Annotated in this window: 11 protein-coding genes; 4 read left to right on the forward strand and 7 right to left on the reverse strand. The window is 71.2% G+C overall.

Annotated features, from left to right (window positions below; genetic code table 11):
* Positions 1-27: 27 nt before the first annotated feature.
* From ACZ6CL_RS13970 to ACZ6CL_RS14000, 7 genes are all read right to left on the reverse strand, one after another.
* Positions 28-687, reverse strand: a complete 660-nt coding sequence (locus ACZ6CL_RS13970) for a LutC/YkgG family protein (protein WP_468935472.1) — start codon at positions 685-687, stop codon at positions 28-30.
* Positions 684-2,165, reverse strand: coding sequence for a lactate utilization protein B (locus ACZ6CL_RS13975; RefSeq protein WP_468936037.1), 1,482 nt, complete (start codon positions 2,163-2,165; stop codon positions 684-686). The genes ACZ6CL_RS13970 and ACZ6CL_RS13975 overlap by 4 nt, the downstream gene beginning before the upstream one ends.
* A 29-nt stretch (positions 2,166-2,194) precedes the next feature.
* Positions 2,195-2,947 carry a (Fe-S)-binding protein gene (locus ACZ6CL_RS13980; protein ID WP_468935475.1) on the reverse strand — a complete coding sequence of 251 codons (753 nt, stop codon included), beginning with the start codon at positions 2,945-2,947 and terminating at the stop codon, positions 2,195-2,197.
* A complete protein-coding gene (locus ACZ6CL_RS13985) occupies positions 2,938-4,461 on the reverse strand; it encodes a rhamnulokinase (protein ID WP_468935477.1) in 1,524 nt (507 codons plus the stop codon). Before ACZ6CL_RS13985 ends, ACZ6CL_RS13980 begins: the two co-directional genes overlap by 10 nt.
* 202 nt (positions 4,462-4,663) lie before the next feature.
* Positions 4,664-6,703 carry a bifunctional aldolase/short-chain dehydrogenase gene (locus tag ACZ6CL_RS13990; RefSeq protein WP_468935480.1) on the reverse strand — a complete coding sequence of 680 codons (2,040 nt, stop codon included), beginning with the start codon at positions 6,701-6,703 and terminating at the stop codon, positions 4,664-4,666.
* Positions 6,704-6,763: 60 nt separating this feature from the next.
* Positions 6,764-7,924 carry an L-rhamnose isomerase gene (rhaI, locus tag ACZ6CL_RS13995; protein WP_468935482.1) on the reverse strand — a complete coding sequence of 387 codons (1,161 nt, stop codon included), beginning with the start codon at positions 7,922-7,924 and terminating at the stop codon, positions 6,764-6,766.
* Between the two features lie 33 nt (positions 7,925-7,957).
* Complete coding sequence (locus tag ACZ6CL_RS14000) at positions 7,958-11,164, reverse strand: alpha-L-rhamnosidase (protein ID WP_468935484.1); 3,207 nt, start codon at positions 11,162-11,164, stop codon at positions 7,958-7,960.
* Positions 11,165-11,356: 192 nt separating this feature from the next.
* Between ACZ6CL_RS14000 and ACZ6CL_RS14005 the strand changes: the two genes are divergently transcribed.
* Genes ACZ6CL_RS14005 through rhaS form a run of 4 tightly spaced genes read left to right on the forward strand, consistent with a single transcriptional unit; the run spans position 11,357 to position 15,981 of the window.
* Entirely contained in the window at positions 11,357-12,871 is a 1,515-nt protein-coding gene (locus ACZ6CL_RS14005; protein WP_468935487.1) for a sugar ABC transporter ATP-binding protein, read from the forward strand.
* Entirely contained in the window at positions 12,868-13,902 is a 1,035-nt protein-coding gene (locus ACZ6CL_RS14010; RefSeq protein ID WP_468935490.1) for an ABC transporter permease, read from the forward strand. Before ACZ6CL_RS14005 ends, ACZ6CL_RS14010 begins: the two co-directional genes overlap by 4 nt.
* Entirely contained in the window at positions 13,899-14,867 is a 969-nt protein-coding gene (locus ACZ6CL_RS14015) for an ABC transporter permease (protein WP_468935493.1), read from the forward strand. Before ACZ6CL_RS14010 ends, ACZ6CL_RS14015 begins: the two co-directional genes overlap by 4 nt.
* Positions 14,868-14,892: 25 nt before the next feature.
* Positions 14,893-15,981, forward strand: a complete 1,089-nt coding sequence (gene rhaS, locus ACZ6CL_RS14020; protein ID WP_468935496.1) for a rhamnose ABC transporter substrate-binding protein — start codon at positions 14,893-14,895, stop codon at positions 15,979-15,981.
* Positions 15,982-15,990: the final 9 nt, after the last annotated feature.

Consider the following 15,990-nt stretch of genomic DNA (forward strand, 5'->3'; position numbering starts at 1 on the left):
ATTCGTGGCGAGTGTGTGGTGAGGGTCTCAGCCAGCGACGAGGACGACTTCCAGGGTGCGGGGGCCGTGGACGCCTTCCACGCGGTCCAGTTCGATGTCGCTCGTCGCCGACGGGCCCGAGATCCACGTCAACGGGCGGGCCGGGTCGAGGAGTTCGAGGGCCTGCGGGACCGAGTCCACGACCTGGGACGGGACGCGGATCACGCAGATGTGGTGGTCGGGGACGAGGGAGATGCGGCGGCGGCCCTGGTCGCTGTCGGCGTCCAGGACGATGGTGCCGGTCTCGGCGATGGCCACCGCGCAGGCGGTGACCACGCTGGACACGTCGTCCAGGTCGTGCGGGGTCTGGTCGGGGGAGTCCGTCAGCCGCACGGCATCGGTGGCGGACAGCCACTCGGCGGGCAGGCCGGACGGGGCGACGACGCTCGTCGCGCCGCGCGCGGTGAGCAGGCTCGCGATCAGGGAGGGCAGGGCGGAGGCCGTGGTGCGGTGGACGATCGCGCGGTAGTCGGCGAGGTTCTCCGCCAGCAGGTCGACGGTCTCGGCGGCGGTGCGGTCGCCGTGTACGCGGTGGTACGTACGGTCGACCGCGACATCGAGTGGTGTCTCGGCGCGCGGGACATCCGCCAGGGCGCGGCGGATACGGGCCATCACCAGGGCCCGGGAGCCGGAGGGGGATGTGTTCATGGGGTGTTCCTCATGTCTCGGCCGTCCACGGTCCCACCAGGGCCCCGTGTCCGTTGCCACCAGTCGCGGAACGACTCCGCCGGTACCTTCGGCACCTCCCGGGTATCGCTCCACGCCCGCCCCGGCCCCGGCAGGCGGCGCGGGTGGAAACGGCGGGTGCGGGCGGCCAGGCGCTGGCCGGTGCGCAGCACCCCGGGGTGGTCCAGGGCCCAGCGCGCGGCCCGCATCGCGGCCCGCTCTGCCGCGTGGCCCTTGGCGGGCTTGATGACCGTACGGGTGCCACGGACGGAGGCGGGACCGCCCTCGACCACGCGCTCCCGCAGGTGCACCAGGACCTCGGGGATGTCGATGGCCACCGGGCACACCTCGTAACACGCGCCGCACAGAGACGACGCGTACGGGAGGGAGGCGTCCAACTCGCTCTGCGTGCCGCGTAGTTGCGGGGTCAGGATGGCGCCGATCGGGCCCGGGTACGCCGAGCCGTACGCGTGGCCGCCCGCCCGCTCGTACACCGGGCACACGTTGAGACACGCCGAACAGCGGATGCAGCGCAGCGCCTGGCGGCCCACGGTGTCCGCGAGGGTGTCGGTGCGGCCGTTGTCCAGCAGGACGAGGTGGAAGGCGCGCGGGCCGTCGCCGTCCGTGGTGCCGGTCCAGGTGGAGGTGTACGGGTTCATCCGCTCCGCGGTCGAGGAGCGGGGGAGGAGCTGGAGGAAGACCTCCAGGTCCTGGAAGGTGGGCACCACCTTCTCGATGCCGACGACGGAGATCAGCGTCTCGGGGAGGGTCAGACACATCCGGCCGTTGCCCTCGGACTCGACGACGACCAGGGTGCCGGTCTCCGCGATCATGAAGTTGGCGCCGGAGATCCCCACCTTGGCGTTGAGGAACTTCTCGCGGAGGTGGAGACGGGCGGCTTCCGCCAGGTCGGCGGGGGCGTCGGTCAGGCCCTCCGGGGCCGGCCGGCCCCACTCGGCCATCCGCTCCGTGAAGATGTCGCGGATCTCGCCGCGGTTGCGGTGGATCGCCGGGACCAGGATGTGGGACGGGAGGTCGTCGCCGAGCTGCACGATCAGCTCGGCGAGATCCGTTTCGTACGCCGTGATCCCGGCGGTGGTGAGGGCGTCATTGAGGCCGATCTCCTGCGTCGCCATCGACTTGACCTTGACGACCTCGCGCTCGCCCGTCGCCCGCACCAGCTCGGTGACGATGCGGTTCGCCTCGTCCGCGTCCGCCGCCCAGTGCACCTGGCCACCGGCCGCCGTGACCGCGTTCTCCAGCTGCTCCAGATAGTGGTCGAGGTGGCGCAGCGTACGGTCCTTGATGGCCGCGCCCGCGGCGCGCAGCCCCTGCCAGTCGTCCAGCTCGGACACGGCCGTGGCGCGCTTCGCGCGGATGGTGTGGGTGGCGTGGCGCAGATTGGCGCGCAGCTGGGTGTTGCGGGTGGAGGCGTCGGCCGCCGCCGGGAAGGCGGGCATTCCCAGGTAGGTGGCTTGGTGGGTACCGCTCACCAGACATCTCCTTCCGTGCTGGCCAGGATCTCGGCGATGTGTACCGGGCGGACCGCCGAACCCTGGCGGGCGAGCGTGCCGCCGATGTGCATCTGGCAGGAATTGTCGACCGTGCAGATCGCCTCGGCACCGGTCGACGTGATGTTGCGCGCCTTGTCCGCGCCCATCGCCGCCGACACGGCCGCGTTCTTGACCGCGAACGTGCCACCGAAACCGCAGCACTCCTCCGCGCCCGGCAGCTCCACCAGGTCCAGCCCCTTGACCGCGGTGAGGAGCGCGCGCGGCCCGTCGCCGAGACCGAGCATGCGCAGACCGTGGCAGGTGGGGTGGTACGTCACCGTGTGGGGGTAGTAGGCGCCGACGTCCGTCACCTTGAGGACGTTGGTCAGGAACTCGGTCAGCTCGTACGTTTTCGGGGCGGCCGTCGCGGCGAGGTCGGCCAGCTCGTGGCCTCGGCCCTCGGCGGCCGCCTTCGCACCCATCCTCGGATAGTTGTCGCGCACCATCGCGGCGCACGATCCGGAGGGCGTGACGATGTAGTCGTAGTCGCGGAAGGCGGTGGCGTAGCGGCGGAGCAGGGGTTCTGTGTCGTGGCGGTAGCCGGTGTTGAACTGCGGCTGGCCGCAGCAGCTCTGTTCGGGTGGGAATCCCACCTCCACGCCCAGCCGCTCCAGCAGGGTGACCACGGCCTGACCGGTGCGCGGATAGAGCGTGTCGTTGACGCAGGTGATGAAGAGCGCTACCCGCACCGTTCCTCCTCGGCTGCTTCGGTCCCGGTGACCTGTGTGCCTTCCAGGCGGGAGGCTGCCCTGTTCCACGCGGAATGATCACCTGTGGGCTCATACTGCCTCAGCGGCTGGGTGCTGTGAAGGAGTGCGCGGAGTTCCGGCAGCCCGCCGCTGATCGTTCCGGCCGTGCGCGCCTGGATCAGGACGTTTCCGAGTGCCGCCGCCTCGGCCGGGCCCGCCACCACCGGGAGGCCGCAGGCGTCGGCGGTGAGCTGGCAGAGGAGTGTGTTGTGCGCGCCACCGCCGACGATGTGCACGGTGTCGACCGTACGGCCCGACAGGCGCACCGCGTCCTCGATCGCGCGGCGGTGCGCCAGGGCGAGGGAATCCAGGACGCAGCGGGTCGTCTCGGCGGGGGTACGGGGTGCGGGCTGGCCGGTGCGGTGGCAGGCGGCGGCGATGCGGTCGGGCATGTCGCCGGGAGGGATGAACGCGGGGTTGCCCGCGTCCACGACGGAGCGGAGCGGGGTGGCCTCGGCGGCCGCGTCGAGGAGGGCGGTGAGGCCGCTTCTCGTGGTTCCGGTGTTTTCCCAGGTGCGCAGGCATTCCTGGAGCAGCCACAGGCCCATGATGTTGCGCAGATAGCGCACCGTGCCGTCCACGCCCAGCTCATTGGTGAAGTTCGCCAGCCGGCTCGCCTCGGTGAGGACCGGCGCGTCCAGCTCCAGCCCGGCCAGCGACCAGGTGCCGGTGGCGATGTACGCGAAGCGGGGGCTCGTGGCGGGGACCCCGACGACGGCCGAAGCGGTGTCGTGCGAGCCGACCGCCGTCACGGGGGTGGGATGCGGAAGGCCGGTCTCGGCGAGGACGTCCGGGCACAGGGTTCCGGCGGGGGTGCCGGGGAGGCGTAGGGGCGGGAAGAGGGACAGGTCGATGCCGAGGGTGTCCGCGACGTGGCTGGACCAGGTGCGGGTGCGCGGGTCGATGAGCTGGGTGGTGGAGGCGTTCGTCAGCTCGGTGCCCGCCTCGCCCGTCAGCCAGTACGAGATGAGGTCCGGGATCAGGAGCAGGCGGTGGGCGGCGGCCAGGGCGGGGGTGCCCTGGGCGGCGATGAGCTGGTAGATCGTGTTGAAGGGGAGGTGCTGGAGGCCGGTGGCGGCGTACAGGTCTCGGGGTGGGATCGCTGCCGAGACGGTGTCCGCCGTGCCGGTGGTGCGGGTGTCGCGGTAGTGGACCGGGGTGGCGAGGAGCGTGCCGGTGGCGTCGAGGAGGCCGTAGTCGACGGCCCAGGAGTCGATGCCGATGCTGGTCAGCGGGGTGGCGGTGGCCTCCGCGGCTGCTTTGAGGCCGGTCAGGACGCCCTGGTAGAGGGACAGGATGTTCCAGTGCAGGGTGCCGCCCAGGCGTACCGGGTCATTGGGGAAGCGGTGCACCTCGTGGAGCGTCAGGGTGTCCGGGGTGACCTGGCCGACGATGACGCGGCCGCTGGACGCGCCGAGGTCCACGGCGGCGAAGCGGGGTTCTTTGGGGGGCACCTTGACCTCGTGGTGGGTGGTGGGTTCTTGGTTGCGGTGGTTCGGCAGGGGGCGGGTGCCGGGGCCTCCGGGGCAGGGCCCTGGACTCGTATATTTTTGGCGCCGGTGCTCGGAAACGTGGGGTGGGCCGGGAGTAGGCGCCACACATACACGTCATCGTCCAGGACCCCACCCCTGCGACCCCGTCCCCCTCACGCGCGCGTCAGCGCAGGAACGCCGCCGCGACCCCCGCGTCCACCGGGATGTGCAGACCCGTGGTGTGCGACAGATCGCCGCCGGTGAGCGCGAAGACCGCGTTCGCCACGTGGGACGGCAGCACCTCGCGCTTGAGCAGGGTGCGCTGGGCGTAGAACTCGCCCAGCTTCTCCTCGGGCACGCCGTACACCGCCGCGCGCTGGGCGCCCCAGCCACCCGCGAAGATGCCACTGCCCTGGACCACGCCGTCGGGGTTCACGCCGTTGACGCGGATGCCGTGGCCGCCCAATTCGGCTGCCAGGAGGCGTACTTGGTGTGCCTGGTCGGCCTTGGTGGCGGAGTACGCGATGTTGTTCGGGCCCGCGAAGACCGCGTTCTTGGAGGCGATGTAGACGATGTCGCCGCCCATGTTCTGGGCGATGAACACGCGGGCCGCCTCGCGGGAGGCGAGGAAGGAGCCGCGCGCCATGATGTCGTGCTGGAGGTCCCAGTCCTGGGCCGTCGTTTCCAGGAGCGGTTTGGAGATGCTGATCCCGGCGTTGTTGACCAGGAGATCCACGCCGCCGAAGGCCAGGACGGCGGTGGTGAAGGCCTCCTTGATGTCGTCTTCTTTGGTGATGTCCGCTGTTACGGGGATTGCTTTGTCGGGGCCGCCCAGTTCGGTGGCGACGCTGGTGGCGGAGTCCGCGTTCAGGTCCGCCACCACTACGCATGCGCCCTCGGCCACCAGGCGGTGGGCGATCGCCTTGCCGATGCCCGAGCCCGCTCCGGTCACCAGGGCGACCCGGGTGGCGAGGGGTTTCGGCTTCGGCATGCGCTGGAGCTTGGCCTCTTCGAGCGCCCAGTACTCGATGCGGAACTTCTCCGACTCCTCGATGGGGGAGTAGGTGGAGACTGCTTCGGCGCCGCGCATCACGTTGATCGCGTTGACGTAGAACTCGCCCGCGACCCGCGCCGTCTGCTTGTCCTTGCCGTAGCTGAACATGCCTACCCCGGGGATCAGCACGATCGCCGGGTCCGCGCCGCGCATCGCCGGGGAGTCCGGGGTGGCGTGGCGGTCGTAGTAGGCCGCGTAGTCGGTGCGGTAGGTGGTGTGGAGTTCCTTGAGGCGGGTGATGGTCTCGTCGAGGGGGGTGTTCGGCGGGAGGTCCAGGATCAGGGGGCGGACCTTCGTACGGAGGAAGTGGTCCGGGCACGAGGTGCCCAGTGCCGCCAGGCGGGGGTGTTCCGCGCGGGAGACGAAGTCCAGGACGGTGTCGCTGTCCGTGAAGTGGCCCACCTGCGGGCGGTCCGTGGAGGCCAGGCCGCGGATCACGGGGGCGAGGGCGGCGGCGCGGGCGCGGCGTTCGGCCGGGGGGAGGGTGGTGTGGATGGTGGGGCCGAAGGGGTCCGCTTTGCCGCGTGCGGTGAGGAACTCCTCGGCGGTGCGGATGATGCGGAGCGAGTTCGCCTCGCACGCGTCGGAGGTGTCGCCCCAGGCGGTGATGCCGTGGCCGCCGAGGATGCAGCCGATGGCCTGGGGGTTGGCCTTCTTGATGGCGGCGATGTCCAGGCCGAGCTGGAAGCCGGGGCGGCGCCACGGCACCCAGACGACGTCGTTGCCGAAGCACTCCTTGGTGAGCGCTTCGCCGTCGGCCGCGCAGGCGAGGGCGATGCCGGAGTCGGGGTGGAGGTGGTCCACGTGGTCGGCGTCGACGAGGCCGTGCATGGCGGTGTCGATGGACGGCGCGGCGCCGCCCTTGCCGTGGAGGCAGTAGTCGAAGGCCGCGACCATCTCGTCCTCGCGCTCGACGCCCGGGTAGACGCCGGTGAGGGCGCGGAGGCGGTCCAGGCGGAGTGCGGCGAGGCCCGCGGGGGCGAGGGTGCCCAGGTCACCGCCCGAGCCCTTGACCCACATCAGCTCGACGTCCTGGCCGGTGACGGGGTCGGTGTCGGTGCCCTTGGCGGAGGTGTTGCCGCCCGCGTAGTTGGTGTTGCGCGGATCGGCACCGAGGCGGTGGCTCCGCTCCAGCAGCGTGGCCGCCTGGGGGTGGAGTTCTGCGGTCATGTCGTCCTCTGTGTGGGCTGTCTCAGTGTTCGGGAAGGGGCGGGGTGGGGATCCGCGGCGCTATGCGCCCCAGCCCGCCTGTTCGCCGCCCACGCGCTCCGCGACGATCCGGTCCGCCCAGCCGGACGCCCGGTACGCGGCCATCGGGTCGGGGTCGATGCCCAGCTCCTCGCGGACCTCGGCGAGGAGGGGGCGTACGTCGGTGTTGTACGCGTCCATCAGGACCGCGTTGGCGCCGAGGACGTCGCCCGAACGCTGGACGGCGGCGAGGGCGTCGCGGTCGACCAGGAGGGCCTTGGCGGTGGCCTCCTGGACGTTCATCACGGAGCGGATGATCGCCGGGATCTTGGGCTCGATGTTGTGGCACTGGTCGAGCATGAAGGCGATGTCGGAGGTGAGGCCGCCGCCGCGGATGACCTCGTACATGATGCGGAAGAGCTGGAAGGGGTCGGCGGCGCCGACCATGAGGTCGTCGTCGGCGTAGAAGCGGGAGTTGAAGTCGAAGGCGCCGAGCTTCCCCTCGCGGAGGAGCAGCGCGACGATGAACTCGATGTTGGTGCCGGGGGCGTGGTGGCCGGTGTCGACGCAGACCTGGGCCTTGGGGCCGAGCTTCAGGCAGTGGGCGTAGGCGGTGCCCCAGTCCGGGACGTCCGTGGTGTAGAAGGCGGGCTCGAAGAACTTGTACTCCAGCAGCATGCGCTGGTCGTCGCCGAGGCGGTCGTAGACGGTGCGCAGGGCCTCGGCGAGGCGGTCCTGGCGGGCGGCGATGTCGTCCTGGCCGGGGTAGTTGGTGCCGTCCGAGAACCAGAGCTTGAGGTCGCGGGAGCCGGTGGCGTCCATGATGTCGACGCATTCCAGGAGGTGGTCCACGGCCTTGCGGCGGACCGCCGGGTCGGGGTGGGTGACCGAGCCCAGCTTGTAGTCGTCGTCCTGGAAGACGTTGGAGTTGATCGCTCCCAGCTTCAGCCCGCGCTCCTGGGCGTACTTGGCGAGGGCCGCGTAGTCGTCGGTCCTGTCCCAGGGGATGTGCAGGGCGACGGTGGGGGCGACGCCGGTGAAGGCGTGCACCTGGGCGGCGTCGTCCAGCTTCTCCTGGGGGGTGCGGGGGACACCGGGCTGGGCGAAGACCTTGAAGCGGGTTCCGGAGTTGCCGTACGCCCATGACGGCGTTTCGATCGCCTGGCTCTTGAGGGCCGCCTTCACGGCCGGAACGTCAGACATGGGTCTCCTTGGGAGTGAAACGATTCAAGAAAGCTAATCGCGCAGGTCTGTGCGCGTCAAGAAGTGGTACGAACCCGAGCCCGCGGCGTACACGGCGCAGCCGTCGGCCAGCCGCAGGAACCGGGCGCCCCGCTGGGTCACGTCGCTTTCGCGGCGCGCGGGCACCCAGATCTCGGCGGTGGTGTTGACCGGTACCGAGACCGCGAGGGTGAACTCCCCGTCCCGCTGTGACCAGCGTGTGGCGATCGGCCCGTAGAGGGAGTCGTAGCGGCCCTCGGCGGAGCGCACCTCGCCGCCGGGGCGGGGCCGGACGAGGATCCGGCGGAAGCCGGGGGCGGCGGGGGCTATGCCGGTGATGTTCTGGTACATCCACTCGCCGACCGAGCCGTAGGCGTAGTGGTTGAAGGAGTTCATCCCGACGTCCTGGAAGGTGCCGTCCGGCTTGATGGAGTCCCAGCGCTCCCACATCGTGGTCGCGCCCCGGTCGATCTGGTACCCCCAGGAGGGGAAGGTGCGCTGGTTGAGGAGGCGGTGCGCCAGGTCGGTGTGGCCGGTCGCGGTGAGGGTCGGGAGCAGCCGCGGTGTGCCGAGGAAGCCGGTGGACAGGTGTCCGTCGCGGGCCTCGATCAGGGCGACGAGGCGGTCGGCCGCCGGGCGGCGCAGGGCGGCGGGCAGCAGGTCCATGGAGAGAGCCAGGACGTACGCGGTCTGGGTGTCGCCCTTGATCCGTCCGTCGGCGGTGACGTACGCCCGGTTGAACGCCGCCTTGACGCGGGTGAGGAGGGACTCGTACGGCGCGGGGTCCTCGCCGAGGACGTGTGCCGTGCGGGCGACGAGGTCGGTGGCGTGGGCGAAGTAGGCGGTGCCGATGACGTCCTTGGGGGTCTCGGCGTCGACGCTGAGCCAGTCGCCGTAGCCCTCGGCGGGGCGCAGCAGGTCCGAGCTGTGCTTCTCCAGGTACGCGATCCAGTCGCGCATGGCGGACCAGTTCTCGCGCAGGACCCGGGTGTCGCCGTACGCCTGGTACAGGTTCCAGGGGACGGTCACCCCGGCGTCGCCCCAGCCCGCGGTGCCGCTGCCGAGGCCGCTGACGACCGGGGCCACATCGGGGAAGGCGCCGTCCGTGCCCTGCCCGTCGCGCAGGTCCTGGAGCCATTTGGTGAGGAAGCGGGCCGACTCCATGGTGTACGCGGCCGTGCCGGAGAAGACGTTGATGTCCCCGGTCCAGCCGAGCCGTTCGTCGCGGGCCGGGGTGTCGGTGGGGACGGACAGGAAGTTGCCGCGCTGGCCCCAGGTGATGTTGGAGTGCAGTTGGTTGAGCATCGGCACGTCGGTGCGGAAGGACATGGTGAACGGGGCGGCGGTGTGCATGACCCGGCCGGTCACCGCGCCCGGGGGCGGTGTGCCGGGGTAGCCGGTGACCTCGACGTAGCGGAAGCCGTGGAAGGTGAAGCGCGGCTCGTAGGTCTCGGTGCCGCCGCCCTTCAGGGTGTACGTGTCCACGGGGTGGGCGGTGCGCAGATTGGCGGTGTACGCGGTGCCGTCGGGGTTCAGCACCTCCGCGTGGCGGATCCGGACCGTGCGGCCGGCCGGTCCCGAGACGGTGAGGCGGACGCTGCCGACCATGTTCTGGCCCAGGTCGAAGAGGTGGACGCCCGGGGCAGGTTCGGTGCGTTTGACGGGCGTCAGCTCGCGCTCCACCCGGGTCGGCGCGTCGGTCTGGGCCACCACCTCGGCGGTGATGTCCGCGGCGGTGGCGGCGGGCTGCCATCCGGTGTCGTCGAAGCCCGGTGAGGTCCAGCCCGGGGTCTCCAAGCGGGCGTCGTACGCCTCGCCCATCAGCAGGTCGGCGGTCAGCAGCGGGCCGGTGGCGGCGCGCCATTCGGGGCCGGTGGTGACGCGCTCGGTGCTGCCGTCGGCGTAGGTGACCTCCAGCTGGGCGAGCAGCGCGGGGTGGGTGCCGTACTGGTGCTGGCCGAGCCAGGCGACGTTTCCGGCGTACCAGCCGGGGGCGAGGGTCACGCCGATGGCGTTGGTGCCTCGGCGGAGGGTGTCGGTGACGTCGTACGTCTGGTACCGCACGCGTTCGCGGTAGTCGGTCCAGCCGGGGGTCAGGTGGTCGTGGCCGACGCGGACGCCGTTGACGTGGGCCTCGTAGAGGCCGAGCGCCGTGGCGTACAGCCGGGCGCGGGCGACGGGCTTCCGGGCGAGCCGGAAGGTGCGGCGCAGCTGGGCGGGCGACGCCTGCGGCAGCACCCTGCCCCACGGCCCGCCGCCCCAGGGGGCCAGCTCCTTGGCGTCTGTCCAGCCGCTGTCGTCGTGGCCGGGGGAGGTCCACGTGGCGGGCGGCCGTTGGCCGGTGGTGCGCCACGTCGCGTCGGTGTGGTGGTGGGTGGTGCCGTCCTCGGTGGTCAGCTCCAGGGTGGCCAGCAGACCGGCCGGGCCCTGCTCGGCGTTGGTGGCCGCGATCGCGAGGGTGGCCGATCCCCCGCGCAGGTGTTCGGTGACGTCGACGGTGAGCGGGTGGGCCCACGCCTTGGCCACGCCCAGCGCCTCGCGGGTGGCCACTTCGGTGCCGTTCACGTGGGCGGTGAAGCCGTCGTCGGCCGCCACGACCAGGCGGGCGCGCCGGACGGTAGCGGTGGCCCGGACGGTGGTGCGGAACCAGCGGGTGGCGGCCGGGGCGTCGGCGGCCGGATCGCCCTCGGGGAACCAGATCCAGCTGGCGCCGTCCAGTCGCGGGGGCGCGGTCAGCTCGGCGGGTGCGGTGATCCAGCGCGCCTGCCACTGCCCGGCGCCGAGCAGCCCGGTCTCCCACCAGTCGGCGGCGGACCACGGGGAGGGGCGGCCGCGGTCGTCCCAGACGCGTACGGACCAGTGGTAGCGGGTGCGCGGGCGCAGCGCCGGGCCGTCGTAGGGGACCAGGACCGACTGGCTCGATTTCCGCTTGCCGCTGTCCCAGACGTCCGGGTCGCCGAGCCGGTCCGGGGAGGTGGCGATCCGGACGCGGTAGGCCTTCTGCGCCTGGTCGCGGGCGTCGCATTCGAGGATCCAGCTCAGCCGGGGGCGGGGTGTGTCCAGGCCGAGCGGGTGGGTGGCGTACTCGACCGTGGTGCTCCGGATCCGCAGTCCCGCGGCGGGGCGGTTCTCCGCGGCGGCGGGCGGGGTGAGTGCGGGCAGACCCGTGAGGGCCGTACCGGTGGCAGCGGTGGTGGCGAGCAGGTGGCGTCTGCTGATCACGAGCTTCCTCCAGGGACGGCTGGATGAAAACGATTCAATCGCACAGGCGCCTGGACCGTAGGGCCGGTGGCTTGGGTGCGTCAAGTGGTCGCGCGTGAAGGGGATTTACCTGCCGCGCACCCTCTTGACGAGGTCATGGCGCGAGGCTAGCTTCCCGGAATCCGCTTTGAAACATTTCATTCTGGAGCCTCCGTGAGTCAGTCTGTCCCGGTCCTCGCCCTCAAGGGGGTGAACAAGTCCTTCGGCGCCGTACGGGCCCTCAGGGACGTCTCGCTGGACCTCTTCGCCGGTGAGGCGCACGCCCTGGCCGGGGAGAACGGCGCGGGCAAGTCGACGCTCATCAAGGCGCTGGCCGGAGTGCACCGGCCGGACTCCGGCGAGGTGCTGCTGAACGGCGAACCGGTGGTCTTCCACGGCCCCGCCGACGCCCGGGACGTGGGCATCGCCGTGATCTACCAGGAGCCGACGCTCTTTCCCGACCTGTCGATCGCCGAGAACATCTTCATGGGCCGCCAGCCCCGGCGCCCGCTGGGCCGGATCGACCACAAGGCGGTGCGCGCTTCCACGGCCGGTCTGATGGCGCGGCTCGGCGTCGACCTCGACCCGGACCGGCCCGCGCGCGGGCTGTCCATCGCCGACCAGCAGATCGTCGAGATCGCCAAGGCGCTCTCCTTCGACGCCCGCGTACTGATCATGGACGAGCCGACCGCGGCGCTGACCGGCAGCGAGACCGCCCGGCTGTTCGCGGTGGTCGAGGCGCTGCGCGCGGAGGGCGCCGCGGTGCTGTTCATCTCGCACCGGCTGGAGGAGATCTTCGAGCTGTGCCAGCGGGTGACCACGCTCCGGGACGGGCGCTGGGTGGCGTCCGAGCCGCTGGCCGGGCTGACGCAGGACGACCTCGTACGCCGCATGGTCGGCCGGGACCTGGAGGAGCTGTATCCCAAGCAGCCGACCCGGGTCGGCGAGACCGCGCTGTCGGTGCGCAGGCTGACCCGGGAGGGCGTCTTCCGGGACGTGTCGTTCGATGTGCGGCGCGGGGAGATCGTCGCGCTCGCGGGGCTGGTCGGCGCGGGGCGAAGCGAGGTCGCGCAGGCCGTCTTCGGGGTGGACCGGGCGGACGCGGGCGAGGTGCGGGTGGGCGGCACGGTGCTGCGGCCCGGTTCGCCGACCGCCGCCATGGACGCGGGGCTCGCGCTCGTCCCCGAGGACCGGCGCCAGCGCGGCCTGGTCATGGAGATGTCCATCGAACGCAACATCGGGCTGACCGGCCTGGACCGGCTGGGCCGCGCGGGGATGGTCAGGCGCGCGCTGGAGCGCGGGCGGGCGTCGGACTGGGCGGTACGGCTCCAGTTGAAGTACGGCAGCCTCGGCGACAGCGTCGGGGTGCTGTCCGGCGGCAACCAGCAGAAGGTCGTGCTCGCCAAGTGGCTGGCCACCGAACCGGCGGTGCTCATCGTGGACGAGCCGACGCGCGGCATCGACGTCGGGACGAAGGCCGAGGTGCACCGGCTGCTGTCGTCGCTGGCCGCGGACGGGCTCGCGGTGCTGATGATCTCCTCCGATCTGCCCGAGGTGCTCGGCATGGCGGACCGGGTGCTGGTGATGCACGAGGGACGGCTGGTCGCCGAGATCCCGCGCGCCGAGGCCACCGAGGAGTCGGTGATGGCCGCCGCGACGGGGCTCGGCGGCGAGGGGAGGGCGGCATGACGGTCACGGTCGACAAGCCCGTACCGGCGGCGGACACGGAACGCTCGGCGCGTTCGCTCGTCGACGCGGTCTTCCGGGCGCGGGAGATCAGCATCGGGGGCGCGCTGGTGCTGCTGGTGCTGTTCACCTGGGTCGCCGAGCCCCGCTTCCTGAACGACCAGGGTGTCAAGGACCTGCTGCTGAACGCCGCGATCCTGGTGCTGCTCGCGATCGGGCAGTCCGTCGTGGTGATCACCCGCAACATCGACCTGTCGGTGGGGTCCGTGGTGGGCCTGTCCGCCTTCGCCTGCGGGAAGTTCGTCTCGGGGACGGACCACGGGGCGCTGACGGTGCTGCTGCTCGGCGTCCTCGTCGGCGCGGCCTGCGGCGCCGTCAGCGGATCGCTCGTCAGCTTCGGCAAGGTGCCCGCGCTGGTGGTCACGCTCGGGATGCTCTACATCATCCAGGGCCTCGACTACTGGTGGGCGCAGGGAGAGCAGATCAACGCCGCCGATGTGCCGCAGTCCGTGCTGGACCTGGGCAGCGGCAGTGTGCTGGGCGTCCCGTATCTGCCGCTGATCTCGGTGCTGGTGCTCGCCGGGACCGCGTACTTCCTGCGGACGTACCGCAGCGGCAGGGAGCTGTACGCCATCGGCTCCAGCCCCGAGGCCGCCCGGCTCGCCGGCGTGCCGATCCGGCGCCGGGTGCTCGGCGCGTACCTCTTCTCCGGCGCCGTCTCGGGCTTCGCGGGGGCGCTGTGGCTGGCCCGCTTCGGGACCGTCGTCGCGGACAACGCGCACGGCTGGGAGCTGACCGTGGTCAGCGCGGTGGTGGTCGGCGGCGTCGCCATCGTCGGCGGCACCGGCACCGTGTGGGGCGCGGCGCTGGGGGCGCTGCTCCTCACCACCATCGGCAGCGCGCTGGCCGTGCTGAAGGTCGACTCCTTCTGGGCGGACGCCATCGCGGGCGCGCTGCTGCTGGCCGCCATCAGCGTCGACCGGATCGTGAACGTGCGCATGACCCGTGCGCTGAGGAAGAGGAGCGCGCGATGAAGCTGAGGTGGGACACCGCCGTCGGAGTGCTGCTGGTCGCGGTGTTCCTCACCGGGCTCGGTACGACGGACGGCTTCGCGAGCCGCGACAACCTCGCCTTCGCCTTCAACGACATCGCCGAGGTCGCGCTGATGGCGCTGCCGATGACGCTGCTGGTGGTGGCCGGGCAGGTCGATCTGTCGGTGGCCTCGATGCTCGGCCTGTCCAGCGCGCTGACCGGTCAACTGTGGGAGTCGGGCTGGGCGTTCGAGACCATCGTGCCGGTCGTGCTGCTGGTCGGCGTGGCGGGCGGGCTGCTCAACGGCTGGCTGGTCACCCGGGTCGGGCTGCCGTCCCTCGCCGTCACCATCGGCACGCTCGCGCTCTACCGGGGGCTGGCCTCGGTGGTGCTCGGCTCGAACGCCATCACCGACTTCCCGGACACGTACGCGCAGTGGGCGGTCGACACCACCACGGTGCCCGGGACCTTCCTCACCTATCCGGTGGCGCTGTTCATCGTGCTGGCCGCCGTCGCCGCCGTGGTGCTGCACTCCACCGGGTTCGGCCGGTCGCTGTTCGCCATCGGCGCCCAGGAGGACGCCGCGTACTTCGCGGGCATCCGTGTCAAGCGGGTCAAGCTGCTGCTGTTCGTCGTGGCGGGGCTCGTCTCCGCCTTCGCCGGGGTGGTGTTCACCCTGCGGTACGGGAGCGCCCGCGCCGACAACGGCCAGGGCTTCGAAATGCTGGTCATCGCCGCCGTCCTGCTGGGCGGCGTCGACTTCGACGGCGGCAAGGGCACCCTGTTCGGCGCGGTCGCCGGGGTGCTGCTCATCGGCGTCCTGAAGAACCTGCTGACCCTCAACGACGTGGCCAACGAGGTCCAGGTGATCGTCACCGGGCTGCTGCTGGTGGCGTCCGTCCTCACGCCTCGCATGATCACCACGGTGAGCGCCTGGCGCCATCGGCGCGCCGCGGCCACGAGTTGACACAGATACAGCTGAAAGGTCACCCATGATCCAGCGCTCTTCCTCGCGGCGCCGCGCCGCCGCCACCGCCGCCGCGGTGTGCGCCCTCGCCATCACCCTCGCCGGATGCGGCGGCACCACCAAGAAGGACACCGACAACAGCGGCAAGGCCACCAGCGGATCCAAGGCGAAGGCCAACCCGGACGCCCCGCTGAAGAAGGGCCTGAAGCTCGCCTTCCTGCCCAAGCAGATCAACAACCCGTACCTGAAGATCCTGGACACAGCCGGGATCGCCGCCGCCGCGGACTTCGGCGGCAAGGGCAAGGAGGTCGGCCCGTCCGACGCCAGCGCCTCCTCCCAGGTGTCGTACATCAACACCCTGGTCCAGCAGCGGCAGGACGCCATCCTCATCGCCGCCAACGACCCCAACGCGGTGTGCGGCCCGCTCAAGCAGGCCATGAAGAAGAACATCGAGGTCGTCGCGTACGACTCGGACACCGCCCCGGCCTGCCGCCAGCTGTTCATCAACCAGGCCAGCTCGGAGGAGATCGGCCGCAGCCAGGTCCAGCACCTGGCCAAGCAGCTCGACTACAAGGGCGAGATCGCGATCCTCTCGGCCACCCAGAACGCGACCAACCAGAACACCTGGATCCGGTTCATGAAGGACGAGTTGAAGAAGCCCGCCTACAAGAACATGAAGCTGGTCAAGACGGTGTACGGGGATGACGACGACCAGAAGTCGTTCCAGGAGACGCAAGGGTTGCTGAAGGCGTATCCGAAGCTCAAGGGCATCATCTCGCCCACCTCGGTCGGCATCGCCGCGGCCGCCCGCTACATCAGCGACTCCTCGTACAAGGGCAAGGTCGTGCTGAACGGCCTCGGCACGCCCAACCAGATGCGCAAGTACGTCAAGGACGGCACCGTCGAGCAGTTCGCGCTGTGGGACCCCAAGAAGCTGGGGTACCTGGGTTCGTACGCCGCCGCGGCGCTCGCCTCCGGGCAGATCACCGGGGCCGAGGGGGAGAAGTTCGAGGCCGGGAAGCTCGGTGAGTACACGGTCGGCAAGAACGGCGAGGTCATCCTCGGCCCGCCCACCGTGTTCGACGAGTCCAACATCGACAAGTTCCACTTCTGAGGCGGGCGG

It is taken from the genome of Streptomyces sp. NPDC041200, from assembly GCF_055591805.1.

Bases quoted from the DNA above. Each gene is read 5' to 3' on its own strand.
- ACZ6CL_RS13970 (WP_468935472.1), bottom strand. From the start codon at position 687: ATGAACACATCCCCCTCCGGCTCCCGGGCCCTGGTGATGGCCCGTATC.
- ACZ6CL_RS13975 (WP_468936037.1), bottom strand. From the start codon at position 2,165: ATGCCCGCCTTCCCGGCGGCGGCCGACGCCTCCACCCGCAACACCCAG.
- ACZ6CL_RS13990 (WP_468935480.1), bottom strand. From the start codon at position 6,703: ATGACCGCAGAACTCCACCCCCAGGCGGCCACGCTGCTGGAGCGGAGC.
- rhaI (WP_468935482.1), bottom strand. From the start codon at position 7,924: ATGTCTGACGTTCCGGCCGTGAAGGCGGCCCTCAAGAGCCAGGCGATC.
- ACZ6CL_RS14010 (WP_468935490.1), top strand. From the start codon at position 12,868: ATGACGGTCACGGTCGACAAGCCCGTACCGGCGGCGGACACGGAACGC.
- ACZ6CL_RS14015 (WP_468935493.1), top strand. From the start codon at position 13,899: ATGAAGCTGAGGTGGGACACCGCCGTCGGAGTGCTGCTGGTCGCGGTG.
- rhaS (WP_468935496.1), top strand. From the start codon at position 14,893: ATGATCCAGCGCTCTTCCTCGCGGCGCCGCGCCGCCGCCACCGCCGCC.